The 26,986-nt window shown below is 68.9% G+C and carries 29 protein-coding genes; 14 read left to right on the top strand and 15 right to left on the bottom strand.

Annotated elements, in window-relative coordinates; translation table 11 throughout:
• Positions 1 to 92 precede the first annotated feature (92 nt).
• From CKO28_RS08625 to era, 7 genes are all read left to right on the top strand, one after another.
• Positions 93 to 2,270, top strand: coding sequence for a RelA/SpoT family protein (locus CKO28_RS08625; RefSeq protein WP_200340234.1), 2,178 nt, complete (start codon positions 93 to 95; stop codon positions 2,268 to 2,270).
• 37 nt (positions 2,271 to 2,307) lie between these two features.
• The gene (locus CKO28_RS08620; protein WP_200340233.1) at positions 2,308 to 2,913 is read left to right on the top strand and encodes a DUF2062 domain-containing protein; all 606 of its coding nucleotides are present in this window, start codon (positions 2,308 to 2,310) and stop codon (positions 2,911 to 2,913) included.
• The gene (locus CKO28_RS08615; RefSeq protein ID WP_200340232.1) at positions 2,910 to 3,689 is read left to right on the top strand and encodes a pyridoxine 5'-phosphate synthase; all 780 of its coding nucleotides are present in this window, start codon (positions 2,910 to 2,912) and stop codon (positions 3,687 to 3,689) included. The genes CKO28_RS08620 and CKO28_RS08615 overlap by 4 nt, the downstream gene beginning before the upstream one ends.
• On the top strand, positions 3,686 to 4,096 hold the full coding sequence (gene acpS / locus CKO28_RS08610) for a holo-ACP synthase (protein WP_200340231.1): 411 nt from the start codon (positions 3,686 to 3,688) through the stop codon (positions 4,094 to 4,096). Before CKO28_RS08615 ends, acpS begins: the two co-directional genes overlap by 4 nt.
• Positions 4,097 to 4,164: 68 nt before the next feature.
• Positions 4,165 to 4,893 (top strand): signal peptidase I, encoded by a 729-nt coding sequence (gene lepB, locus CKO28_RS08605; protein WP_200340230.1) that lies wholly within the window; start codon positions 4,165 to 4,167, stop codon positions 4,891 to 4,893.
• Positions 4,880 to 5,581 carry a ribonuclease III gene (rnc, locus tag CKO28_RS08600; RefSeq protein WP_200340229.1) on the top strand — a complete coding sequence of 234 codons (702 nt, stop codon included), beginning with the start codon at positions 4,880 to 4,882 and terminating at the stop codon, positions 5,579 to 5,581. The genes lepB and rnc overlap by 14 nt, the downstream gene beginning before the upstream one ends.
• Positions 5,582 to 5,594: 13 nt before the next feature.
• Positions 5,595 to 6,551 (top strand): GTPase Era, encoded by a 957-nt coding sequence (era, locus tag CKO28_RS08595; protein WP_200340228.1) that lies wholly within the window; start codon positions 5,595 to 5,597, stop codon positions 6,549 to 6,551.
• A 144-nt stretch (positions 6,552 to 6,695) separates the two neighbouring features.
• Here the strand turns inward: era and CKO28_RS08590 are convergent, their stop codons facing one another.
• A complete protein-coding gene (locus CKO28_RS08590; protein ID WP_200340227.1) occupies positions 6,696 to 7,478 on the bottom strand; it encodes an SDR family oxidoreductase in 783 nt (260 codons plus the stop codon).
• 62 nt (positions 7,479 to 7,540) lie between these two features.
• Entirely contained in the window at positions 7,541 to 8,362 is an 822-nt protein-coding gene (gene mazG, locus CKO28_RS08585) for a nucleoside triphosphate pyrophosphohydrolase (RefSeq protein WP_200340270.1), read from the bottom strand.
• A 263-nt stretch (positions 8,363 to 8,625) separates the two neighbouring features.
• Between mazG and CKO28_RS08580 the strand changes: the two genes are divergently transcribed.
• Complete coding sequence (locus CKO28_RS08580) at positions 8,626 to 9,576, top strand: calcium/sodium antiporter (RefSeq protein ID WP_200340226.1); 951 nt, start codon at positions 8,626 to 8,628, stop codon at positions 9,574 to 9,576.
• A gap of 187 nt (positions 9,577 to 9,763) precedes the next feature.
• On the opposite strand, the gene CKO28_RS08575 is transcribed toward CKO28_RS08580, so the two are convergent.
• Positions 9,764 to 10,012, bottom strand: a complete 249-nt coding sequence (locus CKO28_RS08575; protein WP_200340225.1) for a hypothetical protein — start codon at positions 10,010 to 10,012, stop codon at positions 9,764 to 9,766.
• 95 nt (positions 10,013 to 10,107) lie between these two features.
• On the opposite strand from CKO28_RS08575, the gene tnpA reads away from it, so the two are divergent.
• Genes tnpA through tnpC form a run of 3 tightly spaced genes read left to right on the top strand, consistent with a single transcriptional unit; the run spans position 10,108 to position 12,549 of the window.
• Positions 10,108 to 10,476 carry an IS66 family insertion sequence element accessory protein TnpA gene (tnpA, locus tag CKO28_RS08570; RefSeq protein ID WP_200340224.1) on the top strand — a complete coding sequence of 123 codons (369 nt, stop codon included), beginning with the start codon at positions 10,108 to 10,110 and terminating at the stop codon, positions 10,474 to 10,476.
• Complete coding sequence (gene tnpB, locus CKO28_RS08565) at positions 10,473 to 10,826, top strand: IS66 family insertion sequence element accessory protein TnpB (RefSeq protein ID WP_200340223.1); 354 nt, start codon at positions 10,473 to 10,475, stop codon at positions 10,824 to 10,826. The genes tnpA and tnpB overlap by 4 nt, the downstream gene beginning before the upstream one ends.
• Before the next feature lie 52 nt (positions 10,827 to 10,878).
• Entirely contained in the window at positions 10,879 to 12,549 is a 1,671-nt protein-coding gene (gene tnpC, locus CKO28_RS08560) for an IS66 family transposase (RefSeq protein WP_200340222.1), read from the top strand.
• Here the strand turns inward: tnpC and CKO28_RS08555 are convergent.
• The gene (locus CKO28_RS08555) at positions 12,441 to 12,848 is read right to left on the bottom strand and encodes a PAS domain-containing protein (protein WP_207168778.1); all 408 of its coding nucleotides are present in this window, start codon (positions 12,846 to 12,848) and stop codon (positions 12,441 to 12,443) included. The two genes, tnpC and CKO28_RS08555, sit on opposite strands and share 109 nt — an antisense overlap.
• A gap of 352 nt (positions 12,849 to 13,200) precedes the next feature.
• On the opposite strand from CKO28_RS08555, the gene CKO28_RS08550 reads away from it, so the two are divergent.
• Positions 13,201 to 13,860, top strand: coding sequence for a LuxR C-terminal-related transcriptional regulator (locus tag CKO28_RS08550; RefSeq protein ID WP_200340220.1), 660 nt, complete (start codon positions 13,201 to 13,203; stop codon positions 13,858 to 13,860).
• A gap of 109 nt (positions 13,861 to 13,969) precedes the next feature.
• Here the strand turns inward: CKO28_RS08550 and CKO28_RS08545 are convergent, their stop codons facing one another.
• Entirely contained in the window at positions 13,970 to 15,016 is a 1,047-nt protein-coding gene (locus CKO28_RS08545; RefSeq protein ID WP_200340219.1) for a TRAP transporter substrate-binding protein, read from the bottom strand.
• A gap of 430 nt (positions 15,017 to 15,446) precedes the next feature.
• Here CKO28_RS08545 and CKO28_RS08540 point away from each other — a divergent pair, with 430 nt between their 5' ends.
• Positions 15,447 to 16,157: a methyltransferase domain-containing protein gene (locus CKO28_RS08540; protein ID WP_200340218.1), complete on the top strand. Its 711-nt coding sequence runs from the start codon at positions 15,447 to 15,449 to the stop codon at positions 16,155 to 16,157.
• 25 nt (positions 16,158 to 16,182) lie between these two features.
• The gene (locus CKO28_RS08535) at positions 16,183 to 16,662 is read left to right on the top strand and encodes an OsmC family protein (RefSeq protein WP_200340217.1); all 480 of its coding nucleotides are present in this window, start codon (positions 16,183 to 16,185) and stop codon (positions 16,660 to 16,662) included.
• 245 nt (positions 16,663 to 16,907) lie between these two features.
• On the opposite strand, the gene CKO28_RS08530 is transcribed toward CKO28_RS08535, so the two are convergent.
• The 10 genes from CKO28_RS08530 to CKO28_RS08485 form a co-directional block, all read right to left on the bottom strand.
• Positions 16,908 to 17,324 (bottom strand): NUDIX domain-containing protein, encoded by a 417-nt coding sequence (locus CKO28_RS08530; protein ID WP_200340216.1) that lies wholly within the window; start codon positions 17,322 to 17,324, stop codon positions 16,908 to 16,910.
• Between the two features lie 6 nt (positions 17,325 to 17,330).
• Entirely contained in the window at positions 17,331 to 17,729 is a 399-nt protein-coding gene (locus CKO28_RS08525; RefSeq protein WP_207168777.1) for a DUF1499 domain-containing protein, read from the bottom strand.
• A gap of 39 nt (positions 17,730 to 17,768) precedes the next feature.
• A complete protein-coding gene (locus tag CKO28_RS08520) occupies positions 17,769 to 18,575 on the bottom strand; it encodes an MBL fold metallo-hydrolase (RefSeq protein WP_242480436.1) in 807 nt (268 codons plus the stop codon).
• 48 nt (positions 18,576 to 18,623) lie between these two features.
• Positions 18,624 to 19,415: a TatD family hydrolase gene (locus CKO28_RS08515; RefSeq protein WP_200340214.1), complete on the bottom strand. Its 792-nt coding sequence runs from the start codon at positions 19,413 to 19,415 to the stop codon at positions 18,624 to 18,626.
• Positions 19,415 to 20,992, bottom strand: coding sequence for a methionine--tRNA ligase (gene metG / locus CKO28_RS08510; protein ID WP_200340213.1), 1,578 nt, complete (start codon positions 20,990 to 20,992; stop codon positions 19,415 to 19,417). Before metG ends, CKO28_RS08515 begins: the two co-directional genes overlap by 1 nt.
• Before the next feature lie 202 nt (positions 20,993 to 21,194).
• Positions 21,195 to 22,304 (bottom strand): DNA polymerase III subunit delta', encoded by a 1,110-nt coding sequence (locus CKO28_RS08505; RefSeq protein ID WP_200340212.1) that lies wholly within the window; start codon positions 22,302 to 22,304, stop codon positions 21,195 to 21,197.
• Positions 22,305 to 22,922, bottom strand: a complete 618-nt coding sequence (gene tmk, locus CKO28_RS08500) for a dTMP kinase (protein WP_207168776.1) — start codon at positions 22,920 to 22,922, stop codon at positions 22,305 to 22,307.
• Between the two features lie 38 nt (positions 22,923 to 22,960).
• The gene (locus CKO28_RS08495; protein ID WP_200340210.1) at positions 22,961 to 24,097 is read right to left on the bottom strand and encodes a D-alanyl-D-alanine carboxypeptidase family protein; all 1,137 of its coding nucleotides are present in this window, start codon (positions 24,095 to 24,097) and stop codon (positions 22,961 to 22,963) included.
• 179 nt (positions 24,098 to 24,276) lie between these two features.
• Complete coding sequence (locus CKO28_RS08490) at positions 24,277 to 25,272, bottom strand: septal ring lytic transglycosylase RlpA family protein (protein WP_200340209.1); 996 nt, start codon at positions 25,270 to 25,272, stop codon at positions 24,277 to 24,279.
• A 119-nt stretch (positions 25,273 to 25,391) separates the two neighbouring features.
• The gene (locus CKO28_RS08485; protein WP_200340208.1) at positions 25,392 to 26,684 is read right to left on the bottom strand and encodes a lytic murein transglycosylase; all 1,293 of its coding nucleotides are present in this window, start codon (positions 26,682 to 26,684) and stop codon (positions 25,392 to 25,394) included.
• Between the last annotated feature and the right edge of the window lie 302 nt (positions 26,685 to 26,986).

The following is a 26,986-nucleotide window of genomic DNA, read 5'->3' as shown; positions in this document are numbered from 1 at the left end:
TTAGGACTACCAGCGGAACCCGAACGCGACGACGGCCGGGACCACGCGGCACCCCGGCCACGCGACCACGCCGCAGCGCGGACGCACCTTCGATGATGCGCCAATTCGAACTGGTGGAGACGGTCAAGTCCTACGACGCCAACGTCGACGAGGACGCGCTGAACCGCGCCTATGTCTTCTCCATGAAGGCGCACGGCGCGCAGACCCGCGCGTCCGGCGACCCGTACTTTTCCCACCCGCTGGAAGTCGCCGGCATCCTGACCGGCCTGAAGCTGGACGGCGCGTCGATCATGACCGCGCTATTGCACGACACGGTCGAGGACACCGACACCTCGATCGACGACATCGAGCAGCTGTTCGGCAAGGACGTCGCCCGGCTGGTCGACGGCGTGACCAAGCTGTCGCGCCTGGAACTGCAGAGCGAGCAGAGCAAGCACGCGGAAAACTTCCGCAAGCTCGTGCTCGCGATGTCCGAGGACATCCGGGTGCTGCTGGTCAAGCTGGCCGACCGGCTGCACAACATGCAGACGCTGCACTACATGCGCGATCCGGAAAAGCGCAAGCGGATCGCGCGCGAAACGATGGAGATCTACGCCCCGCTCGCCGAGCGGATCGGCATGCAGTCGTTCAAGGACGAGTTGGAGGACCTGGCGTTCCGCGAGCTCAACCCGGAAGCGCGCGAGTCGATCGTCAAGCGCCTGGAATTCCTGCGCCAGCGCGGCGGCGATCTGGAGACACGGGTCTCCCAGGAACTGCAGTACGCGCTCGACGGCGAGGGTCTGAAGGCGACCGTGCGCGGGCGTACCAAGACGCCCTATTCGATCTGGCGCAAGATGCAGGTCAAGAACGTCGGCTTCGAGCAGCTGTCCGACATCATGGCCTACCGGGTGATCGTCGAGACGGTGCCGGAGTGCTACCACGCCCTGGGCGTGCTGCACGCCCGCTACCCGGTCGTGCCCGGGCGGTTCAAGGACTATATCTCGACGCCCAAGCCGAACGGCTACCGCTCGCTCCACACCGGCCTGATCGGCCCGCAGCGTCAGCGCATCGAGGTGCAGATCCGCACCCGCGAGATGCACGAGGTCGCGGAGTACGGTGTCGCCGCGCACTGGCTCTACAAGCAGCCCGACGCCGAATTGGATTCCGAGGCGATCGGGCAGGGCCGGTCGGTCGACGGCCGGCAGTATCGCTGGGTGCGCGAATTGCTCGACATCCTGGAGCACGCCTCCAACCCGGAGGAGTTCCTGGAACACACCAAGATGGAGATGTTCCAGGACCAGGTGTTCTGCTTCACCCCCAAGGGTGACCTGATCGCCCTGCCGCGCAACTCCACGCCGGTCGACTTCGCCTACGCGGTCCACTCGGAGGTCGGGGACACCTGCGTCGGCGCCAAGGTCGACGGGCGGATGGTGCCGCTGAAGACGCCGCTTAAGAACGGCGACCAGGTGGAGATCGTCACCTCCAAGGCGCAGACGCCCTCGCCGGACTGGGAAAAGTTCGTCGTCACCGGCAAGGCGCGCGCGCGGATCCGCCGGTTCGTCCGCCAGAAGGAGCGCGAGCAGTACCACGAGCTTGGCCGGCAGATGCTGCAGAAGGCGTTCCGGCAGGAGGGCTACGACTTCACCGAGAAGGCCGTCGCCGGCGTGCAGAAGCGCTTCAAGGCGGAGAACGTCGGCGACATCTACGTCTACGTCGGGCGCGGTGACATCACCGCGCGCGAGGTCGTGCATGCGGTCTTCCCGGGCGCGAAGGAGAGCGACAAGGACCGCAAGATCGTCCCGATCCAGCAGCGGCCCAAGAGCAAGGGCGGCCGGCGCGACCACGCGGTCCCGATCCGCGGGCTGATCCCCGGCATGGCGGTGCACTACGCGCACTGCTGTCACCCGTTGCCCGGTGAACGGATCGTCGGCATCGTCACCACCGGCAAAGGGGTCACGGTGCACACGATCGACTGCGAGACGCTGGAAAACTTCCAGGACTCGCCCGAACGCTGGGTCGACCTGGCCTGGGAAGCTGACGAGACGGACGAGCCCTACACCGGGCGCCTGCACGTGGTGGTCGCCAACGAGCCCGGCAGCCTGGGCGACCTGTCGACCGTGATCGGCAAGAACCGGGCGAATATCTCCAACCTCAAGATCACCAACCGGTCGGTCGACTTCTTCGAGATGCTGGTCGACGTCGAGGTTACCGACGTCAAGCATCTCACCAACGTCATGGCGGCGCTGCGGGCGTCGCCGGTGATCACCTCGGTCGACCGGGCGCGCGGCTAGCGGGGCGAGCCGCGCGCCGAGCTAAGCGGAAGCGTGCATGATCTTCGGGCGCCGCAAGCGGCCGCACTTCTGGAAGCGCCTGCGCGAGATCGTCTGGCCAAGGGCCGGCATTCGTCGGGCGCTGATCTACATCACCCACCGCGTGCGCAGGTTGCCGGGCTCGCCCTATTCGATCGCCGCCGGGTTCGCGTGCGGCGTGGCGGTATCGTTCACGCCGCTCCTGGGCTTTCACTTCGTCCTCGGGGCGCTGCTGGCGTTCGTGATCGGCGGCAACGTGATCGCGTCGGCGATCGGGACCGCGGTCGGCAACCCCTGGACCTTCCCGCTGATCTGGGCGGCGATCTTCTGGCTGGGCCGGGTCATGCTGGGCTATCCGGAAGACACCGCGCTGCCGGACCAGCTGACCCTAAGCTACATCTTCGATCACACCTGGGATGTCTTCTATCCCATGCTGGTCGGCTCGCTGCCGACGGCCTTGGCGACGTGGTTGATTTCCTTCTGGCCGTGCTATAAGGCCGTGGCGCGATATCAGGCGCACCGCGAGGCGCGCCGCGCGCGCGCCCGCGAGCGCCGGGCCGCCAGACGCGCCGCCAAAGCCGCCGCCAAGACCGCCCGGGCCGAGGCCAAGGGAGAGCAGTCATGACGCAGCCGATCCGGCTGGGCGTCAACATCGACCACATCGCCACCCTGCGTAACGCCCGCGGCGGCCGGCATCCGGATCCCCTGCGCGCCGCCAAGCTCGCGGCGCGCGCCGGCGCGGACGGCATTACCGCGCACCTGCGCGAGGACCGCCGGCACATCGTGGACCGCGACATCGAACGGCTGAGCGCCGAGCTGACCGTGCCGCTCAACCTGGAGATGGCGGCGACCGACGAGATGCTGGCGATCGCCAAGCGTCACGCACCGCACGCCTGTTGCCTGGTGCCCGAGCGGCGCGAAGAGGTGACGACCGAAGGCGGTCTGGACGTCGCCGGCCAGCAGGAGACGCTGAAGCGCTGCGTCGGCGAACTCGGCGGCGCGGGCACGCGCGTCTCGCTGTTCATCGACCCCGACCGCAAGCAGCTGGAGGCCGCCGCCGCGACCGGCGCCCCCGTGGTCGAGCTGCACACCGGCGCCTACTGCGACGCCTTCCTGGAGGCCGCGGCGCAGGGCCAGGCGCCGGACGATGCTACCCGGCGCGAGCTCGACCGGATCGTCGCGGGCGCCCGGCTGGCCGGTGAGCTTGGCCTGGAATGCCATGCCGGCCACGGCCTGACGTTCGACACGGTCAAACCGGTCGCGGCCCTGGCGCAGGTGGTCGAGCTCAACATCGGCCACTTCCTGGTCGGCGAGGCCGCGTTCGTCGGGCTGGACGCGGCGATCCGGCGGATGCGCGAGTTGATGGACGAAGCGCGCGCGCGGGTCGCGGCGGCGTCATGATCATCGGCATCGGCAACGACATCTGCGACATCCGACGGATTGAACAGACGCTGTCGCGGTTCGGCGACCGCTTCACCGACCGCGTGTTCACCCGGACGGAAAAGGCCAGGGCGGACCGGCGCGCCAACCGCGCGGCCACCTACGCCAAGCGCTTCGCCGCCAAGGAGGCCTGCGCCAAGGCGCTTGGCACCGGCGTGCCCAAGGCCGGCGTGCACTGGATCGACATGGGCGTGGTCAACCGGCCCAGCGGCAAGCCGACGATGGCGCTGACCGGCGGCGCGGCGGACCGGCTTGCGGAGCTGACCCCGGCCGGCACGACCGCGCAGGTTGACGTCACGATCACCGATGAATATCCGCTGGCCCATGTGTTCGTGCTGATCTCCGCCGTCCCGGCGGACCAGCCCTGAGCAACCGCCGACGCGCAAGGCCACGCCCCGGGGCGGCTTCCTTCACGACAACGAGTGCAGTCGATAACATGGCGACAAAACAGAAGAAGGGCGGCTTCGGCGAGACCCTGCGCACGGTGATCTACGCGGTGCTGATCGCGCTGGTGATCCGCACCTTCGCTTACGAACCCTTCTCGATCCCGTCGGGCTCGATGATCCCGACGCTGCTGGTCGGCGACTACCTGTTCGTCTCCAAGTACGCCTACGGCTACTCGCGTTTCTCGCTGCCGCTCGGCCTGCCGCTGTTCGACGGCCGGATTCTGGCGGATCAGCCGGAGCGCGGCGACGTCGCGGTGTTCAAGCTGCCCTCCGACGATTCGACCGACTACATCAAGCGGGTGATCGGGCTGCCGGGCGACCGCATCCAGGTGGTCGACGGTCTGCTGCACATCAACGGCGAGCCGGTGGAACGCGAGAAGGTCCGGGAGACGCGCGTGGGGCAGGCCGCGGTCACGATCTACCGCGAGACCCTGCCGAACGGCGAAAGCCATCTGATCCGGGAGCGCGGCGACGACTACTTCTTCGACGACACGCCGGTCTACGAGGTGCCCGAAGGCCACTACTTCATGATGGGCGACAACCGGGATTCCTCCCAGGACAGCCGCGCGCTGCAGCGCGTCGGCTACGTCCCGTTCGAAAACCTGGTCGGCCGGGCCGAGGTGGTGTTCTTCAGCCACGACGGCTCCGCGGCGATCTGGGAGGTCTGGAACTGGCCGACCGCGATCCGCTACGGACGGCTGTTCGATGACATCGACTGACCGCGACACCGGCCTCGACCGGCTGAGCGACCGGCTCGGCTACAGCTTCGCCGACCCGCGGCTGCTGCGCCAGGCGCTGACGCATTCCAGCGCCGCCGGGCATCAGCGCTCCGAAGTGGTCAGCTACGAGCGCCTGGAGTTCCTGGGCGACCGGGTGCTGGGTCTGATCGTGGCCGACCTGCTGCTGGACCGCTTCCCGGACGAGCCGGAAGGCGCGCTCGCCCGCCGACACGCCTTCCTGGTCAGCCGGGAAGCGCTGGCCGAGGTCGCCCGCGGGCTGGGCCTGGGCGAATTCCTGCACGTCTCCCGCGGCGAGGCCGAGGGCGGCGGCCGCGATAACCCGACCATGCTGGCCGACGTCTGCGAAGCCGTGATCGGCGCGCTGTACCGCGATTCCGGCCTGGAGGCCGCGCGCGGATTCGTCGTGCCGACCTGGGAGCCGCTGGTCCGCCAGGACCGCAAACCGCCGCAGGACAGCAAGACCGCGCTGCAGGAATGGGCGCAGGGCCGCGGCCTGCCGCTGCCAAGCTACACCGTGGTCGACCGCAGCGGCCCGCCGCATGACCCGCAGTTCACCGTCGAGGCCGCGGTCGACAGCCACGAAGGCGCGCGCGGGCAGGGCAAGTCGAAGCGGCTGGCCGAGCAGGACGCCGCCACCCAACTGCTGCAGCGCCTCAAGAACGCCTGAAGGATCCCGCCAGATGAGCCGGACTTCCGACCGCGACGCGCCGGCGCAGACGCCGGATCAGCCGGCCGCGCGCCAGGGGCGCTGCGGCGTCGTGGCGCTGGTCGGCGCGCCCAACGCCGGCAAGTCGACCCTGATGAACCGGATGGTCGGCGCCAAGCTGTCGATCGTCACCCACAAGGTCCAGACCACCCGCACCAGGGTGCGCGGCGTGGCGATCGACGGCGACAGCCAGATCGTGTTCGTCGACACCCCGGGCGTGTTCACCGCGCCCAAGCGCCGGCTGGAGCGCGCCATGGTCGCTTCCGCCTGGCAGGGCGCGGACGACGCGGACTTGGTCGTGCTGCTGTACGACGTGGCGCGCAAGCAGGTCGACGAGGACACGCTGCGGATCGTCCGCCGGCTGAACCAGCTGTCGACGCCGATGGTGCTCGCGCTCAACAAGATCGACCGGATCAAGCGCGAAAAGCTGCTGGAGATCGCCGCGCGGTTCGACCAGGAGGCGTCGTTCGAACGGATCTTCATGATTTCCGCGGAGACCGGCGACGGGATCGCGGATCTGCGCGGCTACCTGGCGGCGCGCCTGCCCGAAGGGCCGTGGCTGTTCCCCGAGGACCAGCTGTCCGACCTGCCGATGCGCCTGATCGCCGCCGAAGTCACGCGCGAAAAACTGTTCCTGCGCCTGCACGCCGAACTGCCCTACGCGCTCACCGTCGAGACCGAGGACTGGCAGCAGTTCGACGACGGCAGCGTGCGGATCGAACAGGCGATCTACGTCGAACGCGAGGCGCAGAAGAAGATCGCGCTGGGCCGCCAGGGCGGCACGATCCGCAAGGTGCGCGAGGCCGCCCAGGCCGATCTGGCGGAGCAGCTCGGCCAGCCGATCCACCTGTTCCTGTTCGTCAAGGTCCGCGAAGGCTGGACCGACGACCCCGAGCGCTACAGCCCCTGGGGGTTGGATTTCAACGCGTAGTCAGGGATTTGTAGGGCGGAGTTGATATCTCCCCTCCTGCACTGGGAGGAAGGGCTAGGGGAGGAGGGACCCCGGGCGCGAATGCCGCGGGCAGCCTCCTCTCCCTAACCCCCTCGTCCCAGCGGAGGAGAGGGAAAGAACCCCCTACTCCTTGTGGAACTTGAACGGGTTGAAGGCCTGCATCACCGGCATGACCTCGAGCCGGTTGACGTTGACGTGCCGGGGTAGGGTGACGGCGAAATAGACCGTCTCGGCGACGTCTTCCTTGCGCAGCGGCTGCAGGCCCTCGTAGGGCTTCTTGGCCTTTTCCGTGTCGCCCTTGAAGCGGACCTCGGAAAACTCGGTGTGCGCCAGGCCCGGCTCGATGTCGGTCACGCGGACGTTGTAGCCGAGCAGGTCGGAGCGGATGTTGAGCGAGAACTGGGTGACGAACGCCTTGCTGGCGCCGTAGACGTTGCCGCCGGGGTAGGGGTAGGCGCCGGCGACCGAGCTCAGGTTGATGACGTGGCCGCGGTCGCGCTTGCACATGCCCGGCAGCACGGCGCGGGTGCAGTACATCAGGCCCTTGCAGTTGGTGTCGACCATCGTGTCCCAGTCGTCCAGCACCGCGTCCTGCGCGCCTTCCAGGCCGAGCGCGAGGCCGGCGTTGTTGACCAGCACGTCGACTTCCGCGAACGCGCCCGGCAGGTCGTCGACCATCTTGAACACCGCGTCGCGGTCGCGGACGTCGAGCTTGACCGTGTGGATGCGTTGGTTGCCGAACTCGTTGGCGAGCTCGTCCAGGCGCTCCTGCCGGCGGCCGGTGGCGATCACCTTGGCGCCCTGTTCGTGGAACCGCTTGGCGGTGGCGTAGCCAAAGCCGGCGGTGGCGCCGGTGACCAGGACGGTTAGCTCCGCCGGGTTGACCTTGTCGCTGTCGATCGACATCAAATCCCTCCCTGAAGTCTCTGCTTTTACGAAGTTCTCGGGATACGCGTCAGGCGTGCCCGTCAGTCGTCCGAGGCGGCGCGCTTGCCGGCCTGCCAGTGCGCCTCCAGCTCGTCGAGCGTGCAGGCCTGCGGCTGCCGGCCTTCCGCGGCGACGCGCCGCTCGACCTCGCGGAACCGCCGCTCGAACTTGGCGTTGGCGTCGCGCAGCGCGGTCTCGGGGTCGACATCCAGCTTGCGCGCCAGGTTGGCGACGGCGAACAGCAGGTCGCCAAGCTCCTCGTGCACCGCGTCCTGGGCGTCGCCGCGGGCGATCTCGGCGCGCAGCTCGCCGATCTCCTCCTCCACCTTGGCCAGCACCCGGTCGGCTTCCGGCCAGTCGAAGCCGATGCGCGCGGCCCGCTTGGACAGCTTCTGCGCGCGCATCAGCGCGGGCAGGCCGAGCGCCAGGTCGTCCAGCGCGCTTGGGGCCCGGCCTTCCGCCCGCGCCTTGGCGGCGCGCTCGGCATCCTTCTGCTGCTCCCAGTTCACCGTTTGCGCGCCGGCGCTCTCGACGCGCGCGTGGGCGAAGACGTGCGGGTGGCGGCGGACCATCTTGTCCACACAGGCGGCGGCGACGCGGTCGAAATCGAAGTGGCCGCCCTCGCGCGCCATCTGCGCGTGGTAGACGACCTGCAGCAGCAGGTCGCCCAGCTCGTCGCACAGCTCGCCCATGTCGGCCTTGCGGATCGCCTCGGCGACCTCGTAGGCCTCCTCGATCGTGTAGGGCGCGATCGTCGCGAAGGTCTGCTCGACATCCCACGGGCAGCCGCGCTCGGGATCGCGCAAGCAGGCCATCACCGCGAGCAGGCGATCGATCCCGCGGTCGTGGCGCGGCGGCGCCATGGCGCCGGTCGCGGTCGTCCCCGTCGCGGTCGTCCCGGTCGCGGTCGCATCGGTCGCGGTCGCATCGGTCGCGGTCGCATCGGTCGCGGTCGCATCGGTCGCGGCCTTATCCGAGGCGGTCGCGCCAGGGTCGGCAGTCTTGGGGTCGGCAGTCTTGGGGTCGGAGGACGGACGGCTCATCACGCCGCGGAGCCTACACCGCACCCGACCGTGAGGCCAAGCACGGCTGGCGGGCGTCCGGGAATCGGCTTACGCTGGTGGATATGTCGCCTCTTCTTGCCCTCATCGTCGGGCTCGTTGCCCTGATCGCCGGCGGCGAACTGCTGGTCCGCGGCACGGTCGCGGCCGCCACGCGGCTGGGCGTTTCGCCGATGATCATCGGTGTCACGCTGGTCGGCTTCGGCACCTCGACCCCGGAGCTGGTGACCTCGATCCAGGCCGCGCTCGACGGCGTGCCGGGGATCGCGGTCGGCAACGTGATCGGCTCCAACATCGCCAACGTGCTGCTGATCCTGGGCGTGGCCGCCGTGCTGGCGCCGGTCGCGGTGAAGCCGAACGCCGTGCGCCGCGACACCTGGGTCATGCTGGCGACAGGGGCGGCGGCGGCGCTGGCGCTGCTGGGCCTGGGCGGGATCGGGCGTGCGGTCGGCGTCGTGTTCGTGATCGCGCTCGCGGTGTACATCGTCTGGACCTACCGCCTGGACAAACGCGACGGGGCGAGCGCCGAACTGCACGCGCAGGAGGCCGCTCAGGTCCCCGCGACCGGCATGGCCTTGCCGGTCGCGTTGGTGACCGCGGTGGCCGGCCTGGGCCTGACGCTGCTGGGTGCCGGCTGGCTGGTCGACGGCGCGGTCTGGATGGCGCGCGCCGCCGGCGTCTCGGAGGGCGTGATCGGCCTGACCGTCGTGGCGGTCGGCACCTCGCTGCCCGAACTCACCGCCGCGGTCGTGGCCGCCCTGCGCGGGCACAGCGACGTCGCCTTCGGCAACGTGGTCGGCAGCAATATCTACAACGTGCTGGGGATCCTGGGCGTGACCGGCCTGGTCACGCCGCTGGCGCTGCCGGCCGACATCGCCTGGACCGACCTTGGCCTGATGATCGCCGCCAGCGCGGCCCTGCTGCCGGTGGCGTTGAGCGGCCGGCGGATCAGCCGGCCGGAGGGGGCCGCCTTCCTGGCGCTTTACGCCGGCTACATCGGCTACCTGACCCTCTAGAGCAAGATGCTGAAAGGTGAAGCCACCTTTCAGCTGAATCTTGCTCTCTCTTCAAGCAGTAAGAGCAAAATTTACGATGAAGGTCTACTCGACCTTGATCGATTTTGCTCTAGGGCAAGTTGCTGAACGGCGGACTCATCGTTCAGCTGACTCTTGAGCTTTCTTCAAGGAGTTAGAGGATTCCGCTCTAAAACCGGCTGGGCGCGTGGTCGCGCGGTTTGCTGCCGTAGGTCAGCACCATGTCGACGGAGCGCCCGTCGCGGGCGAGCGGCAGGAACAGCGCCTCCACCCTCAGGCCGCACCAGGGCCGCTTGCGCATGGGCAGCCGGGCGAAAACCGGCGTCGCCTCCGCCACCGCGAGCAGGTAGGGGGTCATCACCGCCTCGCGGCTATCGGCCGGCAGGGTATCGGCGATCCGCCGGCCGGTCGCCTCCATCCCCCACTCCGTAACCGATGCGGCAGTCCACGTTCCCAATGACGCGCGCGACGACCATCCTCGCCCAGCATTGAAGCTGGACGAGGAGGTTCACGATGGCCAAGGGCCGCGGCGAGCGGCGCGAGTTCTGGCGCCAGCACGTCCGTGCTTGGCGCCGTAGCGGGCAGCGCCGCGAGGATTATTGCCACGAGCACGGGCTGAACCCGCAGACGTTCAACGTCTGGGCCGGCCGCCTGCGCGATGAATTCCGGCCGACCGGCGCGCGGTCGGATGACGCGGACGGCGCCGAGACGGCGACGTTCGTGCCGGTCGAGGTGACGTCGGAGAGCGAGGCAACATCGACCAGCGGCACGCTCGCCCAGCCGATCGAGATCGAGGCCGGTGGCATCACGCTGCGGGTGGCGCAGGACGCCGACACGGACGTCCTCACCCGGGTCATCACGGCGGCGCGGCGGTCGGCATGATCACCCCGCCCGCCGACGTCCGGATCGTGCTGATGGCCGAGCCCGTGGACTTCCGCCGCGGAGCGCCAGGACTCGCACGGCTGGTGGAGCAGTACCTGCAGGAGCACCCGTTCGGCGGCGACGTTTTCGTTTTCCGCGCCAAGCGAGCCGACCGCGTCAAAATCCTGGGGCACGACGGCACCGGGCTGTGGTTGTACCAGAAGCGTCTGGAGACCGGCCGGTTTGTCTGGCCGTCGCGGGATCAGAAGACGGTGCGGATGACGCCGGCGCAGTTGGGCGTGCTGCTGGACGGGGTCGACTGGCGGCGCGTGCGTGCGGGCCGGCGGTTGCGGCCGCAGCGGGCTGCTTGACAGTTACATCTGCTCTTTTGTCCCGGAGTCGCGTTCGATATCTTGCGCCCCGATGTCGGAGGGTGCGCCAGACGTCGTCCCGGACAATCTCGAAGATGCCCAGGAGAAGGTACGCGCGCTCCTGGCGGAGCGGGACTATCTCTGGCAGCGCACGGAGCAGGCCGAAGCCGAAAAACGCCAGCTCCAGGACGCCAAGAGCCACGCCGAGGCCGAGGTCGAGCGGCTGAAGGCGATGATCGCCCAGCTCCAGCGCCGGCAGTACGGCCCGCGCAGCGAGCGGCTCGATCCCGACCAGTACCGCCTGGAACTGGACGCCCTGCACGAACAGCTGCGCCGGGCAGAAGCCGACGCCGCGGCCGCGGAAGCGGACGCCGAGGACGACGCGGGCGCGCCTGTGGGCGGGACCGGCAAGGGCAAGACCGGCAAGAAGAAGCCCGCGCGTAACCAGGGCGCGCTGTCGGACGATCTGCCGACGGTGGAAGACGTCATCGAGCCGGAGGAGGCGGAGACCTGCGCCTGCTGCGGCGGGGCGCTGCACAAGATCGGCGAGGATGTCACCGAGCAGCTGGAGTGGATCCCTGGGTATCTGCAAAAGCGCCGGACGCGCCGGCCATCGTACGGCTGCCGGACGTGCGAGAGCGCGCCGGTGCAGGCCGAGGCACCGGCGAGCCCAGTGCCGGGCGGGCTGCCGACCTGCAGCACGGTCGCCCAGCTGCTCACGGCGAAGTATCTGGACTCCCTGCCGCTCTACCGGCAGAGCGAGATGCTCGCCCGCCAGGGCGTGCACCTGGACCGCTCCACCCTGGTCCGCTGGGTGGGCACCGGCGGGCGTCACCTTGAGTTGCTCTACGACGCGCTGGTCGCCGACGTGATGGGCTCGGGCAAGATATTCGGCGACGAGACGCCGATGCCGACCCTGGAGCCGGGCCGGGGCAAGACGAAGAAGGCGTACTTCTGGACCTACGCCCGGGACGATCGACCATGGGGCGGCCCGGACCCGCCGGCGGTGGTCTACTGCTACGCCGACGGCCGGGGGCAAGACCACCCGGCCCGCCACCTGAAGGACTTCCGCGGCATCTTACAGGTCGACGGCTACAGCGCCTACGGCTCGGTCGCGAAGAAGCGGCGGGCAACGGGGGAGATCGTCCTGGCGGAGTGCTGGGCGCACATCAGGCGCCCGATCTACGACATCTACGCCAGCGGCAACGCGCCGCTCGCGGAGGCGGCGCTGCGCTGGATCAGCGACCTCTACGCGATCGAGGACGAGATCCGCGGCTGCGATCCCGAGACCCGCAAGGCCGTGCGGCAGGAGAAGAGCAAGCCGCTGCTTGAGGACTTCGACGCCTGGCTGGAAGTGCGCCTGGCCGAACTGCCGCCGAAGGGCGACCTGGCAAAGGCCTTCCAGCGGATCCGCGCCAGCTGGCCGAGCCTGACGGTGTTCCTGGACGACGGCCGGGTCGAGCTGGATTCCAACAGGGTCGAGACGCTGATCCGCTTAGTTGCTCTGAACCGCAAAAACGCGCTCTTTGCGGGTGACCAGGCCGGTGGCCATACCTGGGCGATCGTGCAGTCGCTCGCCCAGACCTGCAAGCTGAACGGCGTCGAGCCGGTCGCTTATCTGACCGACGTGCTGAAGCGCATCACCTCCGGCGAGGCCAAGACCACGGACCTGAAGGCGCTGCTGCCGTGGAACTGGCCGGGCGCCGGCGTGCCGCTGCGCTGACGCGGGTGAACCCGAGAGCACAGCGCCCGGCCCAGGTTATCCTGCCGATCCCTGCCCGAAAACGTGCCGCAGCCGCACCGGTTACCCCACTCCTCGACCAGTTCCGAGCCGACCAGCCGGTAAATCAGGTCGCCGCCGCGCAGTTCCGCGATCGCAATGCGCCCAAGGTAGGTCCGCAGTTCGATGGGATCGATGTCGTCGCGCCCGGGCAGGGCGTCCCCTTGCCGTTTGCCCTGCCAGTACTGGTGGAGCGTGCGCAGGGCCGGCGGGCACGCCTCGATCTGGGCTGGGTCGCGCAAGAGTGTGGGCACCTAAAGACCTATCGATCGCGGGCTCGGGGTTCGGGGTCGACGTCGGGGCGACGCGTTGTGACAAAACCGCTCTCGGTCGCGGGACATAGCCAAGCGATCAACATGCGTATATCCGTGGAAATACGGGGGCTCCCGCGCCGCGCGCGCGGCGGTCATCGGCAGGTCGGTCCTATGCAGTGCCGGAGACCGGTCTGGCAGGGCCTTGACCAAGGTGCCACATGCACGGGGATGTGACGCGAAACGACGGCGGACGCTGCGGCGGAAGTGGGCGCTTCAGCACCGCTCTCGCGCGTACGAGGCGGCCAACACGCGGTCCGCCCGATTGAAGGGAACCGAAAAGATGACGGTCGTTTGGCCCTTCATCAGCGCCAACGAGCTGTCCCAGGACCGGATCGAGACCCGACTTCTGATCGCGCTGCTGGAAAGCCTGCGCCAAGCCGCGTTCATGGTTGACCACGGCACCCGCACGATCCTGGCGTGCAACAGCCGCGCGGAACAGGTGTTCGGCTATTCGGCCGACCAGATGGTCGGTCAGTCCACCCTCCTGCTACACCTGAACGCGGAGAGTTGTCGTGAATTCGGGGAGAATGGCACCCCGGTGCTGGAGAACGGCCAGCCGTTTCACACCCGGCTGTGGATGCGCCGCGCATGCGGAGCGTGCTTCCCCAGCGAGAACACCGTGATGCCGCTACAGGACGTCGACGGCCGCCAGGTCGCGCTGTCGCTGGTCCGCGACCTCAGCGAGGAATCGCCGTCGACCCGCTTCTCCAAGGTCTACGGCCGGTTGACCCCGCGCGAGCAGGAGGTGTTCGCGCTCACCGCCCGCGGTCTGAGCGCCAAGGAGGTGGCCCGCAACCTCCAGCTCTCGCACCGCACGGTCGAGCAGCACCGCAACAGCGTCCTGCACAAATTCCAGATGCGCAGCGTCAAGCAGCTGCTGGCCGAGGTCGCCACCCTGGGCGCGGTCAGCCAGGCGCGCATGGGGCAGGCGGCGGAGTAGGGCGGTTACCCCGCGGACGAGCCGCGAGAGTGCGCCTCCGCCCGGACAAGCTGGAAGCCGGCCCGTCCGACGGACCGGCTTCCAAAGCAGCAGCAATTGCAGCAGTCACTCACTCGCTGTCGTAGAAGTCTGCCGGCAGGTGGGCGCGCTTCTCCCACAGCCGGTGGCTGCGCTGGAACTCTTTCTGGCTCTGCCAGATCCGCTTGAAGTCCGCGTCCTTCTCGGCCTCGCGCTGCAGCACCTTCTCGGTGGTCTGCTGCAGCTTCTTCAGGGTCTCGCGCGGGATTTGCTGCACCTCCACGCCCTTGTCGGCGTAGGTTTCCAGGACCTTACCGTTGGAGTACTCGTTCTGCGCCAGCGAGGTCGCCGTGGCCGCGCGGCAGACGTTCTTGATCAGCGCCTTATTGGCATCGGACGTCTCCGCCCAGCTATCGCCGTTGACGAACAGGTAGACCGCGTTCGCCGGTGCGTGCCAGCCGGGGAACAGGTTGTACTTGGCGACCTTGTTGAAGCCGATCAGCTGGTCGATCATCGGCATGGAAAACTCGGTGGCGTCCAGCCGGCCGGTCTGCAGGGCCTGGAAGGTCTCGCTGCCGCCCATCAGCGTGACCGACGCGCCATATTCCTTGATCACCTCGGAGCCAAGGCCGGCGAAGCGGATCTTCATGCCGTCATAGTCGGAAACGTCGGTGATCGGCTGCTTGTACCAGCCGGCGGTCTCCGGCCCGGTGATACCGCACAGCTCGAAGTGGATGTTGTAGCCTTCGTCCTGAAACAGCTCCTGCAGCATCTTATGGCCGCCGCCTTCGTAGTACCAAGCCATGAACGCCCACGGCTTGAGGCCGAACGGCGGCGAGTTGAACAGCGAGGCGGCCGGCACCTGGCCCTGCTCGTAGGCGGTGGCGCTGAACCCGGCCTGGATCTTGGCTTTCGAGACGGCCTCGGCGATCTCCAGCGTCGGTACCAGCTTGCCGGGGGCGAACACCCGGATCTGCACGCGTCCGCCGCTCGCGGCGTCGAGTTGCTCGCTCAGGTACTGCGCCGGCGAGCCCAGGCCGGGCAGGTTGGTCGGGAAAGCCGTCTGCAGCTTCCAGCGGACCTCTCCTTGCGCTTGGGCGGGGCCCGGCAGGGCCGAGAGCGCCAGCGCGCCGGTCATGGCGAGCGCCGCCGCGCGGGCCGCCGTTCGGGACCGATCTTTTAAAACTTGCTTGAGCATCGAAGCGTAAACCCCCTGTTTAACGCGTTTGTCGAAAGCCGGCTCTTCGCGGCCGTTAACCCGGCGGTCTGGTAACCGGGTAGTCCATCAACTCCGTGGGCGGTGAACCGCCACGCACGAACCATGGGCGAACGACCGTGGCCGATGCAAACTGCCATGGCTGCACGCGCGGGCGCGTTGCAGCACGCGCAAGGCCGCCGCGCACCAGGCGCATCTCGGTCTGGCGGGCAGACCCGTATGCTGGCGGTGGTTCCAGCGACGCACGCCGGGCCGAACATGCCAAACAGACCACGTTAAGCAGACCACGCCAAGCAGACCGCGCCAAGTAGACCACGCCAAGTACACCGGGCAAGGGTTTGGAGCCGGCGTCATGCACCTCGATCAGATCGTGCCGCTCGGACGCAGTGCCGCGGACTACCGGGCGATGTTCGCGCTCCAGCCCGACGATCGCACGCGGCGGCTGCTCGGCTGCGGCGACGGCCCCGCGGCGTTCAACGCCGGTTGGACGGGCGAGGGCGGTCGCGTGGTCTCGCTCGATCCGCTTTACGCATGGCCGGTCGATGCGGTGCGCCAGCGGATCGAAGCGACTTTCCCCGATATCGTGCGCCGCATGCACGCCGAACCGGAACGCTTCGCGCTCGCCGCCGGTGAGACGATCGACACGCTGGCCGACCGGCGTTGGGCGGCCATGCAATGCTTCCTCGCGGACTACGCCGACGGCGGACGGGCCGGGCGCTACGTCGCGGGCGCGCTGGCGCGCCTGCCGTTCGCCGACGACGCCTTCGACCTGGCTCTCTGTTCGCACCTGCTGTTCCTGTACGAAGCGCAGCTGAGCCGGACGTTTCACCGTCGCGCGCTCAGGGAGTTGCTGCGGGTGGCGCGCGAGGTGCGCGTGTTTCCGCTGGTCAATCTGGAGGCGCGGCCGTCCGCGTACCTCGCGCCGATGCGAACGGCGCTGAGCGACCATGGCGCGGCCAGCGAGATCGTCAAAGTCGGCTACGAGGTGCAGCGCGGCGCCCGGCACATGCTGCGGATCACGCGATCCAGCGCCCACAGCTTCCCGGACCTAGACATATCGTAGCCCAACCGCGGATAAGGAAAAGCCGATGACCGGCCGCCACCACAGCTACGTCGTGACCGTGACCTGGACCGGTAACGCGGGGCAGGGCACGACGCACTACCGGGCCTATGACCGCAGCTACCGGCTCGAGGCGCCGGGCAAGCCGGCGCTGACCGGCTCCGCCGACCCAGCGTTTATGGGCGACGCGGCCCACTGGAACCCCGAGGAGCTGCTGGTCGCCGCGCTTTCGGCCTGCCACAAGCTCTGGTACCTGCATCTGTGCGCCGACGCGGGCGTGGTGGTCACGGCCTACCGCGACTCCGCCGCGGGTGAGATGCGGGAATCCAGCGGCACTGGCGGCGGGGCGTTCACGCTGGTCACGCTGCGCCCGCAGGTGCGCGTCGCGGCGGCCGACCAGATCGCCGGGGCGAAACGCCTGCACGCCGAAGCGGCCCGCCGCTGCTTCATCAAGAACTCGGTCAATTTCCCGGTCCGTCACGAACCGACCGTCACGGCGGAACGCTGAATCCGGGGCCAGCCCGCGGTCGATCCGCTCGGCCATCCGACACGACTTCGTATCGGACGCGGCGATCGGACGCGGCGTTCCGCTGGCCGTGCGCCGGCGGACGGCGGGGGACGCGCGCGACCGCCGGCGCACACCAGAAGACCTTGGCCCGTTCCGCGCATAATACATATTATGGCAAAATAAAAGCCGCTCAAAGGGCCGCGGGATCAACGTGTTGGCCGCGGCCGCACGTAAGGGTTGCGACGTTATGCGCCGTCCAGCAAGGCGCGCGACCGCGCGATCACGCGCGCCAGGTCCGCCACCCGTGGCGCCGGCAGCGCGTCCGGATCGCACCAAGCCGCCTCGTCGACGTCGTCGGCCGCCACCGGGTCGCCGGCCGGCGCGCGCACCAGCACAGCGACCAGGAGGTAGTGACACGCCGGCGGGTCGCCGCCGGCGATCACGTCGACCGCATCGAACGCGCGCACGGCCGTGCCGGTCAGCCCGGTTTCCTCACCGAGCTCGCGTTCGGCGGCGCGCAGCACCGGCTCCGCGAGCTCCAGCTTGCCGCCCGGAAAACCCCAGCGCCCGGCGTTCGGCGGATTATGCCGGCGTACCAGCAAAACGCGGCCGGCCCGCCAGACGACGGCGATCACAGCCGGTATGGGCCGCGGCGCGCCCACTGGCGCCTAGCTCCCAGCCAGCTTGTCGGCCAGCAGGTCCAGCCACCGCTGGACCCGCTTCCGGTTCACGCCGAAGTCGTAGTAGCCGAACCGGGCGCGGCTGTAGATCGACAGCGTGGCGTGGGTCGCGTCCACAGGCTCGAACGCGACCGTGATCGTGTCGGGAAAGCGGAAGAGTTTGGAACTCTGCTCGAACTCCGCCTGCATCGCCTCCCGGTCCAGATGCAGCAGATGCGTGCGCGGCTCGCGCGCGGCGATCGACACCACGGCGTCGCGCAGCTGTTCCACCGCGGCCGAAAACACCGGGCTTTCAAGTTCCGCATCGTCGCGCGCGCTGTGCGCCGGCAACGCCAAAGCGCTATTGGGGGTGCGCTTGCGGGGAATGGTGTCGAAGTCGAGCAGCATGCCGTTTTCCTGCATGGTCAACGCATTATGCGCGGTGCCTTACGTCCGGCGGAGGTCTGCCAGATCGATCGTCAGGCCGTCGCGCCCGGGTTCCACGCCCGCCGGGCAGCGCGCGGCGACGTCGGCGTAGTCCATCGTATGGTTCATGTGGGTCAGCACCGCGCGCTTGGGCGCGACGCGCCGGATCCAAGCCATCGTCCGCTCGAAGTGCGCGTGGCTCGGGTGCGGTTCGTGGCGCAGGCAGTCGACGATCCAGACGTCGATCCCGGCGAGCGCCTGAAACCCCGCTTCCCCGATCTCCACCGCGTCGGGCGAATAGCCGATCGGGCCGATCCGGTAGCCCAGCGTGGTGATCGGCCCGTGGCTCTGTTCGAACGCCGTGACCTGCAGGCCGCACAGCTCGAACGGGGTATCGAGCGGGATGCTGTGATCGCGCAGCATCGCCGAATAGGCCGACTTCGCCGAGGCGGTCGAGGCGAAGGCGTAGTCGAAGCGCGCCGTCAGGTTCGCTATCGTCGCCGGATCGCTGTACGCCGGGATCGGCTTGCCGCGGGCGTAGACCAGCGGCCGCAGATCGTCGATCCCATGGCAGTGGTCGGCGTGGGAATGCGTGAACAAAACGGCATCGAGATCGCTCACGCCCGCGTCCAGCAACTGCGCGCGCAGGTCTGGCGAGGTGTCGACCAGGATCGTCGCCGTCGCGGTGCGCACCAGGATCGACGGCCGGCGCCGGCGGTTGCGCGGATCCGTGGCATCGCACGCGCCCCAGACGCCGCCCACCAGCGGCACTCCGCCGGAGCCGCCGCAGCCGAGCACCGTGACCTGCATGTCCGTCTCAGCGCCCAAGACCGCCCTGCCCCGCGGCCGCGCCGATTGTCGCCGATGCGCGCGGCCTCATGCGGCGTCCGCCGGGCGTTCGGCGCGGCTGAACAGCCGGAAGAAGTTGTCGGTGGTGCGCCGCTCCAGCTCGGCGCGCGTCAGGCCCAACGTCTCGCACAGGCTGTCGGCCGTGTAGGAGACGTAGGACGGCTCGTTCGGCTTGCCGCGGCGCGGGGTTGGCGCGAGGTACGGCGCGTCGGTTTCCACCAGCAGCCTGTGCTCGGGCACCATGCGCGCGACCTCGCGGATTTCCTCGGCCTTCTTGAAGGTCGCGATCCCGGACATCGAGATATAGAAGCCGAGGTCGAGCGCCGCCTCCGCCAGGCCGACGCCGGAGGAAAAGCAGTGCATGACGCAGGGGAACGGCCCCTGGTCGTAGCCCTCGCGCAGGATCGTCGCGGTGTCCTCGTCCGCCTCGCGGGCGTGGACGATCAACGGCAGGCCGGTCTCGCGCGCGGCCACGATGTGGGTGCGGAAGCTCTCCGCCTGCGCCTGGCGCGGGGAATTGTCGTAGTGGTAGTCCAGGCCGCTTTCGCCGATGCCGACGACGCGCGGGTGTTGCGCCAGCTCGATCAGCTTGTCCGGCGCGCTCTGGCCTTCCGGGCCGGCCTCGTGCGGGTGCACCCCGACCGAACACCAGACGTTGTCGTAGGTCTCCGCGATCTCCTTCACACGGTCCCAGCCGGAGAGCGTGGTGGAGATCGTCACCATCGTCTGCACGCCGGCGCGGCGCGCACGGGCGACCACCTCGTCCAGGTCCTGATGGTCGGCGATCATGTCCAGGTGGCAGTGGGAATCCACCAGCATCAGGACGCCCCCGGGGTCTCTTCGGCGTCGACGTAGCGCGGGAACACGCCCTGCGGCTTGGCGATCTGGGTCCCCGGCGCCAGACGCGTCTCCAGCGCGGCAAAGTCGCGGGCGTCGTTCGGCTGGCCCATCTGCTCGAGCAGCGCATCCGGGCCGTTCGGCATGAACGGCTGCGCCAGGATCGCCAGCTTGCGGATCACCTCCGCCAGCACGTAGAGCACCGTCTGGAAGCGCGCCGTATCGGTCTTGCGCAGCACCCAGGGGGCCTGCTCGTCGACGTAGCGGTTGGCCTGCGCGACCACGCTGAAGTGCGCTTCCAGCGCGCGGTGAAAGGCCTGCAGGGCGAGTTCGCTGCGCATCCGGACCAGCGCGCTGTCGGCCGCCGCCAGCATCGCTTCGTCGGCCGGGCGCAGGTCGGCGGGCTCGGGGATCCGGCCGCCGCAGTTCTTGTGGATCATCGACAGTACGCGCTGGCCCAGGTTGCCGAAGTCGTTGGCGAGGTCGTTGTTCATCCGGTTGACCATCGCCCGGTGCGAGAAGTCGCCGTCGTTGCCGAACGGCACCTCCCGCAGCAGGAAATAGCGCGTCTGGTCCAGGCCGTAGGTTTCGATCAACTCGTAGGGATCGATCACGTTGCCGAGCGACTTGGAGATCTTCTGCCCCTCGTTGGTCCACCAACCGTGCGCGAAGATCCGCTTGGGCGGCTGGATCCCCGCGGCCATCAGGAAGGCCGGCCAGTAGACCGCGTGGAAGCGCAGGATATCCTTGCCGACCATGTGCAGGTCGGCCGGCCAGAACGCCTGATATTCTTCGGCCGTTTCATCGGGATAGCCGACGGCGGTGATGTAATTGGTCAGCGCGTCCAGCCAGACGTACATGATGTGGTCCGGGTCGTCCGGGACCTGGATGCCCCACTTAAAGGTGGTGCGCGAGATCGACAGGTCGCGCAGCCCGCCTTTGACGAACGAGATCACTTCGTTGCGCCGGCCCTCTGGCCCGATGAAGTCGGGGTTCTGGTCGTAGAACTTGAGCAGCCTGTCCTCGAAGGCGGACAGCTTGAAGAAGTAGCTCGGCTCCTCGACCCACTCGCACTCCGCGCCGGAGGCGGCGACCATCCGGCCTTCGTCGGTCTTGGTCAGCTCGTCTTCGGCGTAGAACGCCTCGTCGCGCACGGCGTACCAGCCGGCGTACGTGTCGAGGTAGATGTAGCCGGCCTCCTTCAGCCGCAGCCACAGCGCCTGCGCCGCCTTGACGTGCCGGTCCTCGGTCGTGCGGATGAAGTCGTCGTTGGAGAACTGCCAGGCCTCGGACAGGTCGCGGAAGTTCTGCGACATCCGGTCGGTGAAGGCCTGCGGCTCGACGCCGTTCTTGCGCGCCGACTGCTCGACCTTCTGGCCGTGTTCGTCGGTGCCGGTCAGGAACTTAACCCGGCGCCCGTCCAGCCGCATGAAGCGCGCCAGCACGTCGCACGCCAGCGTCGTATAAACATGGCCGATGTGCGGCTTGTCGTTGACGTAATAGATCGGCGTGGTGATGTAAAAGGGCGCTTTGGCAATGTCTTTGCCGTTGGCCGGCATCAGTGTGTCCTTCCAGGCTCTCGCGCGGGTCGTGCGGGCGGTGACGCGCGGCTGAAAGGTGACGCCACCTTTCAGCTGAATCTTGCTCTCTCTTCAAGCAGTTAGAGCAAAATTCACGATAAAGGTCGACTCGACCTTCAACGATTCTGCTCTAGCAAGCGCAATCCCGGTCCACGCGGGCGCGCACGCCGGCGTCCGGCGGTCAGGACGCGGCGGCCTGCAGGTCCAGGAAGGCGGTCAGCACCACCTGCTTGCGGTCGAGATTGGCGCGCTCGGCCCGCTGGAACAGGCCGGCGATCTTTTCCCACAAGCCGAGCCACTGTTCAAGGTCGGCCCGGGCGGCCAGCCGGGCCATCGCGGCGCCCTCGCCCGCGACCACCTCGCCGGGCGTCTCGCCGCGCGCCTGGGCCCGGATCAGCCGGCCCAGCCACCAGGCCAGCAGCTCCCCGCCGAGGCGGAACGCAGTCGGGTCCTGCCCCTGCGCCAGCTTGTCGGCGAACGCGTGCAGCCGGCCGGTGTCGAGCTGCGGCAGCCCGGTCAGGAGATCGACCAGCTCCCGATACAGCTTCAGCCCGCCCGCTTGGTGGAGGTCGAGCGCGCGGCCGACGCTGCCCTCTGCGAGCTGCGCCAAAGCGGCGCGATCGTCGCCGGCGACCTTGGGCAGATGGCGGTCCAGCAGGGTGTCCATGCTGGCGTCGTCGAGTGCGGCCAGCGAGAGCTGCGCGCAACGGCTGCGGATGGTCGGCAGCAGCCGGGCCGGCGCGTGCGAGACCAGCAGCAGGACCGCCTGACTGGGCGGCTCCTCCAGCACCTTCAACAGCGCGTTGGCGGCGTTGGCGTTCATCTCCTCGGCCGGGTCGACGACGATCACCCGCCAATCGGAGCTGGACGGCGTCATGAAGCAGAAGTGCACCGCCCGCCGGACGTGCTCGACAAGGATCTCCGCGCTCGGCTTCAGGCTGCGCTGCTCGCGCGGCATGAACGGCTCCAGCGCGAAAATGTCGGGGTGGCTGCCGGCGGCCACCTGCCGCGACACCGGGTGGTCCGGGTCGAGGCCCAGGCTGTCCGGTCCGTCGCCGAACAGGCCGCCGCCCGCGCCGCCGCCGGACAGCACGAACTTGCCGAACCGGTAGGCCAGCGTCGCCTTGCCGATGCCGCGCGCGCCGGTGACCAGCCAGGCGTGCGGCAGCCGCCCGGACGACCAGGCGCGCAGCAGCACCTTCTCGCCGTCGCCGTGGCCCAACAGATCGGACGTCTGCCGGGGATGCGGGACGGCGGGCGGCTCGGCCGTTTCGGTCTTGCCCGCGGCCATCTAGATCGGCACTCCAAGGCGGTCGCGGACCGCCGCGCGGACGGCCGCGGCGACGCTATCGACATCGCCGCCGGCGTCGATCAGGACGCAGCGTTCGGGCTCGGCGGCCGCGATCGCGCGGTAGCCGTCGCGCAGCCGCTGGTGGAACGCCAGGTCCATGGTTTCGTACCGGTCCGCCGCCTGCCCGCGTCCGTGCGCCCGCGCCAGCCCAACCTCAGGCGCGACGTCGAGCATCAGGGTCAGGTCGGGCTTGCCGTCGGCGACCACCATGCGCTCCAGCTGGTCCAGCGTCTCCAGGGGCACGCCCTGGCCCCAGCCCTGGTAGGCGCGGGTGGAATCGCTGAACCGGTCCGAAACGACCCAACGGCCGGTTGCCAGCGCCGGGCGCACCGTCTCGGCGAGGTGCTGGCTGCGCGCGGCGGCGTGTATCAGCGCTTCCGACAGCGGCCGCCAGTCGCCGCCGTGGGCGAGCAGCAGGTCGCGCACGGCCTCGGCCGAGGGGCTGCCGCCCGGCTCGCGCGTGGCGACCACATCCAGGCCGGCCTTGCGCAGGGCGTCGACCAGCCGGTCGCGCTGGACGCTCTTGCCCGTGCCCTCGCCGCCTTCCAGCGTTATCAACCGGCCGTGCGCCACGGAACGTCAGGCGGCCGGCGCGCTCACGGCGCGCCGAAGACGAGGTACTCGACGCCCGAGACGATCCGGCCGAACGGCCCCAGTTGAGGCACCGTTTCGCCGGCCGTCAGCGGGATCGTGCGGGTTTCGACGTTGGGCGCCTCGATCTTCAGGGTCGCGAGCTGTTGCCCGGCCTGGATCGGCGCCGGAATCGGCGCCTGGTAACTGACGGTGACGGTCATGCTGTCGGTGGCGTCGGAGGGCAGCGTCATCACCAGGCGCTGGTCGGTCACGAGCGGCACGCGCGGCTGGCTGCCCAGCCAAACCTCGGCCTGTTCAACCGTCTCGCCCTCGGCGAACAGCTCGACGTTCTTGAACTCGCGGAACGCCCACTCGATCAGCCGCGCGCTCTCGTTCTCCCGGCCGCTGGGGCGCTCCAGACCGTTGACCACCGTGATCACCCGCCGTCCGTCGCGCTTCGCCGAGGCGGTCAGGCCGTAGCCGGCGTTGCTGGTGTACCCGGTCTTCAACCCGTCGACGCCCATGTTCCGGCGCAGCAGCGGGTTGCGGTTGTACTGCCGGATGTCGTTCCAGGTAAATTCGAGCTGCGAGTAGAAGCGGTCGTAGTAGTTCGGAAAATCGGTGATCAGCGCGCGTGCCAGCCGCGCCAGACCGAGCGCGCTGGTGCGGTGATCCGCGTCCGGCCAGCCGGTCGCGTTCTCGAAGTTGGTCGCCGGCATGTTCAGCCTCTCGGCGTACTCGTTCATGATGTCGGCGAACGCCTCCTCGCTGCCGGCGATGCCTTCGGCGAGCACGATCGAGGCGTCGTTGCCGGACTGCACGATCATGCCCTGCAGCAGGTTCTCGACCGTGATCTCGTTGCCGACCTCGACGAACATCTTGGACCCGCCCTTGCGCCAGGCCTTTTCGGACACGACGAACTTGTCGTCCATCGACAGGTCGCCGTTCTTCAGCCGGTCGAAGATCACGTAGGCCGTCATGATCTTGGTCATCGACGCCGGCGGCATCGCCTCCCGGGCGTTCTTTTCGAACAGCACGGTGCCGGTGTTGTAGTCCATCACGACGGCTTCGCGCGCCTTGGTCTCGAGCGCGGCGGACGGCGCGGCCGCGGCGGTAACCGCGAGCAGCGCGAGGGACAGGCGGATCAGGGTACGGCGCATGGCGTGTGTCACGTCTTGGTCGAAGGGAACGCGGTCGTGCGCAAAGCGCGGGTTGAGGTTGGTCCGGACTCGGGTGCGCCCGGTCGATGCAGGGGTAATTCGGGATCGTGCCCAAAATGTGGCCACGGAGCCACGCACGTCGACGCGCCGCCGCCGGCCCACCGGGCACCGCCCAGGTGTCAGTCTACCACCACCTGTGCCCGCGTGTAGCCCTGGTTCACAACCCGATTCAACAGCTTGTCGGCCGTCGCGACATCCCGCAGCGGTCCCAGGCGTACCCGGAAGAACTGCCGGTCGTTGACCCGGGCGCGTTCGATCTGCGCGTTGCCCAGCGGCGACAGCTTGGCGCGCAGGCGGTTGGCGTTGTCGTACTGTGTGAAGGCCCCGGCTTGCACGAAGATGCTGGTGTCCTGCACCGGCTGCTGCGCGACCTCGCCGTCCAGCTCGGGCTGGCCCGCGTCGTCGCGCGTCCGCGCACCGTTCGAAGCGCCGCTGGTCGAAGCGGCACTGTTTGAAGCGGCGCTGGCCGCCCGGGCGTCGCTTTGCTGGCGCGACGGCGCGGTGTCGTCGGACAGGCTGGCGGTCTCGACCGCGCCCGTCGGGACCGCCCGCGGAGCTTCGCCGGTGTCCGGCCGATTCAGGCTGTCGCCCGCCAGCCGGCGGCTCTCCTCCTCGACGATCTCGACCCGGACCTTGGCGGTGCCCTGCTGCTTGAATTCCAGCAACTCGGCCGCGCGGGCGGAGACGTCGATGATCCGGCCACGGGCGAACGGGCCGCGGTCGTTGACCCGCAGCTTGATCGACTTGCCGTTCTCCAGGTTGGTCACGCGTACGATGCTCGGCATCGGCAGGGTGCGGTGCGCGGCCGTCAGGTCATTCTGGTCGTAGGTCTCGCCGTTGGCCGTCGTCTCGCCGTGGAACCCCGGACCGTACCAGGAGGCGATGCCGGTCTCGACGTACTCGTAGTTCGCCTTGGGATGATACCACACGCCGGCGATCTGATACGGATTGCCGACCTTGTAGGTCCCGCCGCGCCCTCTCTCCGCGTCTTCGGTCACGGCCTCGCGCGCCTGCTTGGCGGTGTGCGCGATCAGTTGCGTTTCCGCACAGCCGCCGAGCAACAGCGCGGCGGCGACCAGCGCCAGCCCGGCGCGTCGGGGCGTCAGTGCGGGCATAAGGGCCGCCGGATCTTCGGGATTGGCCGCAACATCTGGGGCGGACTCCATGCGTTCACGGGCGATCGTGCGCAAAATACGTGAATTTTCCGTTGTCCGGCAAGCCTCGCGCGCACGCCCTACTGCCCGGCCTTTTGCTGCAGGCGTTGCAGCAAGGCGACCGATGGGTAGCCGTCCGCCGGCAGGCCGTTCGCCTGCTGGAAGTCGCGGATCGCCGCGCGCGTTTGCGAGCCCGGCACGCCGTCGACCGGCCCGGCGCCGAAACCGAGCTGGTTCAGCAGGCGCTGCAGCTGCTTGGCCTGGCTGAACGACAGCGGCCGGTTGTCGGCGTCGCGGCCGTGCTGGATCGCCGGCAGGCCGACGATCCGGTCGGCCAGGTGCCCCACCGCGATCGCGTAGTTGATCGAGCTGTTCCAGCTCAGGATGTGGCGGAAGTTCTCGTAGACCAGGAACGCCGGCCCTTCGTGGCCCTGCGGCAGCACGACCGAGCCCTGCATCCCCTCGGGCGTCGACAGCGGCTGGCCGTTCGCCTTGCGCACGCCGAGCGCCGCCCAGGCATCGAGCGGCTTGCGCACCGACAGCGAGGCCTGCGACAGGTCGAAGCCGTCCGGCAGCACGACCTCCCGGCCCCACAGCTGGTCGCCTTCCCAGCCCAGGTCGCTCAGGTAGTTGGCGCCAGAGGCAAAGACGTCCGGCAGGGAGCCCCAGATGTCCTTTTGCCCGTCGCCGGTGCGATCGACCGCGTGGCCGACAAAGGTCGACGGGATGAACTGCAGTTGGCCCATCGCGCCCGCCCAGGAGCCTTTCATGTTGGCGGCCGTGATGTGCCCCTGGTCGACGATCCGGAGCGCGTCCAGCAGTTGGGCGCGGAAGAAGTCGCCCCGCCGCTGATCGTAGGCGAGCGTGGCCAGCGCGTCGATCACCTGGAACGAGCCCAGGTAGTCGCCGAAGTTGGTCTCCAGCCCCCAGAAAGCGATCAGGAAGCGCGGCTGCACGCCGTAGTCCGCCTCGATCCGCTCCAGCAGGTCGCGGTGCTTGGCGAGCAGCTCCCGCCCGCGTTCGATGCGGCCTTCGGAGACGCGCTTGTCCAGGTAGCTCCAGAAGGTCCGGGTGAATTCCGGCTGCCGGCGGTCCAGCTCGATCACCCGGTTGACCGGCGCGACGCCCTGAAGCGCGCTGTCCAGCGTCGCCGCGCCGATCCCAGCGTTGCGGGCCTGGTCGCGCAGGTTTTGCAGCCACGCATCGAACGGCTGGTCGTTGCGCGGGGCGATCTCGCCCTGCCCGCCGTTCTGCTGCGCGGTCGCGCTGCCGGGCATGACGGCCAGCGCGGCCGCGGTCAGCAGACCGGCCGACACGGCCAGCAGCCGCCGGCGCAGGCGGGTTGAGAGGGAGAACTGTGCGGGGCGGGACATCGTCGAAACTCCAAAACACGATTCGCGGGCCGACGGCGGATCGGTCCGCATACCATGCCGGCGCTTCTGCCATACCGGCGGATGTCTGGCAATTGAGGCCGCGCGCCAGGACAGGGCAATCGGGTGAAAAAGGGGGTGACATGTAGATGAGGCTCTGAATCGATGGAAGGCCTCAGATTCGGTTAATGGAGGCGAACGATGGATCGAGCGGGTGCTCTGGGCGAGGCGGTTGTTTTTCTTGATCATTTTGCGGATGTGACGGATCCGCGCCAGGCCGGGAAGGTGGCCTATCCGTTGGACGA

It is taken from the genome of Rhodovibrio sodomensis (assembly GCF_016583645.1).
Lineage (GTDB): Bacteria > Pseudomonadota > Alphaproteobacteria > Kiloniellales > Rhodovibrionaceae > Rhodovibrio > Rhodovibrio sodomensis.
The sequence above is the reverse complement of the archived record's forward strand: the minus strand, read 5'-3'. Positions and strand labels throughout refer to the sequence as shown.

Coding starts and splice junctions, on each gene's coding strand:
- era (WP_200340228.1), top strand. CDS start 5,595: ATGAGCCGGACTTCCGACCGCGACGCGCCGGCGCAGACGCCGGATCAG.
- CKO28_RS08550 (WP_200340220.1), top strand. CDS start 13,201: ATGACGGTCGTTTGGCCCTTCATCAGCGCCAACGAGCTGTCCCAGGAC.
- CKO28_RS08540 (WP_200340218.1), top strand. CDS start 15,447: ATGCACCTCGATCAGATCGTGCCGCTCGGACGCAGTGCCGCGGACTAC.
- CKO28_RS08545 (WP_200340219.1), bottom strand. CDS start 15,016: ATGACCGGCGCGCTGGCGCTCTCGGCCCTGCCGGGCCCCGCCCAAGCG.
- CKO28_RS08615 (WP_200340232.1), top strand. CDS start 2,910: ATGACGCAGCCGATCCGGCTGGGCGTCAACATCGACCACATCGCCACC.
- CKO28_RS08580 (WP_200340226.1), top strand. CDS start 8,626: ATGTCGCCTCTTCTTGCCCTCATCGTCGGGCTCGTTGCCCTGATCGCC.
- CKO28_RS08485 (WP_200340208.1), bottom strand. CDS start 26,684: ATGTCCCGCCCCGCACAGTTCTCCCTCTCAACCCGCCTGCGCCGGCGG.
- mazG (WP_200340270.1), bottom strand. CDS start 8,362: ATGGCGCCGCCGCGCCACGACCGCGGGATCGATCGCCTGCTCGCGGTG.
- acpS (WP_200340231.1), top strand. CDS start 3,686: ATGATCATCGGCATCGGCAACGACATCTGCGACATCCGACGGATTGAA.
- CKO28_RS08505 (WP_200340212.1), bottom strand. CDS start 22,304: ATGGCCGCGGGCAAGACCGAAACGGCCGAGCCGCCCGCCGTCCCGCAT.
- CKO28_RS08575 (WP_200340225.1), bottom strand. CDS start 10,012: ATGGAGGCGACCGGCCGGCGGATCGCCGATACCCTGCCGGCCGATAGC.
- CKO28_RS08490 (WP_200340209.1), bottom strand. CDS start 25,272: ATGCCCGCACTGACGCCCCGACGCGCCGGGCTGGCGCTGGTCGCCGCC.
- lepB (WP_200340230.1), top strand. CDS start 4,165: ATGGCGACAAAACAGAAGAAGGGCGGCTTCGGCGAGACCCTGCGCACG.
- CKO28_RS08515 (WP_200340214.1), bottom strand. CDS start 19,415: ATGCTGGTGGATTCCCACTGCCACCTGGACATGATCGCCGACCATCAG.
- metG (WP_200340213.1), bottom strand. CDS start 20,992: ATGCCGGCCAACGGCAAAGACATTGCCAAAGCGCCCTTTTACATCACC.
- CKO28_RS08495 (WP_200340210.1), bottom strand. CDS start 24,097: ATGCGCCGTACCCTGATCCGCCTGTCCCTCGCGCTGCTCGCGGTTACC.
- tnpB (WP_200340223.1), top strand. CDS start 10,473: ATGATCACCCCGCCCGCCGACGTCCGGATCGTGCTGATGGCCGAGCCC.
- CKO28_RS08590 (WP_200340227.1), bottom strand. CDS start 7,478: ATGTCGATCGACAGCGACAAGGTCAACCCGGCGGAGCTAACCGTCCTG.
- CKO28_RS08535 (WP_200340217.1), top strand. CDS start 16,183: ATGACCGGCCGCCACCACAGCTACGTCGTGACCGTGACCTGGACCGGT.
- tnpA (WP_200340224.1), top strand. CDS start 10,108: ATGGCCAAGGGCCGCGGCGAGCGGCGCGAGTTCTGGCGCCAGCACGTC.
- CKO28_RS08625 (WP_200340234.1), top strand. CDS start 93: ATGATGCGCCAATTCGAACTGGTGGAGACGGTCAAGTCCTACGACGCC.
- CKO28_RS08620 (WP_200340233.1), top strand. CDS start 2,308: ATGATCTTCGGGCGCCGCAAGCGGCCGCACTTCTGGAAGCGCCTGCGC.
- CKO28_RS08525 (WP_207168777.1), bottom strand. CDS start 17,729: ATGCTGCTCGACTTCGACACCATTCCCCGCAAGCGCACCCCCAATAGC.
- rnc (WP_200340229.1), top strand. CDS start 4,880: ATGACATCGACTGACCGCGACACCGGCCTCGACCGGCTGAGCGACCGG.
- tnpC (WP_200340222.1), top strand. CDS start 10,879: ATGTCGGAGGGTGCGCCAGACGTCGTCCCGGACAATCTCGAAGATGCC.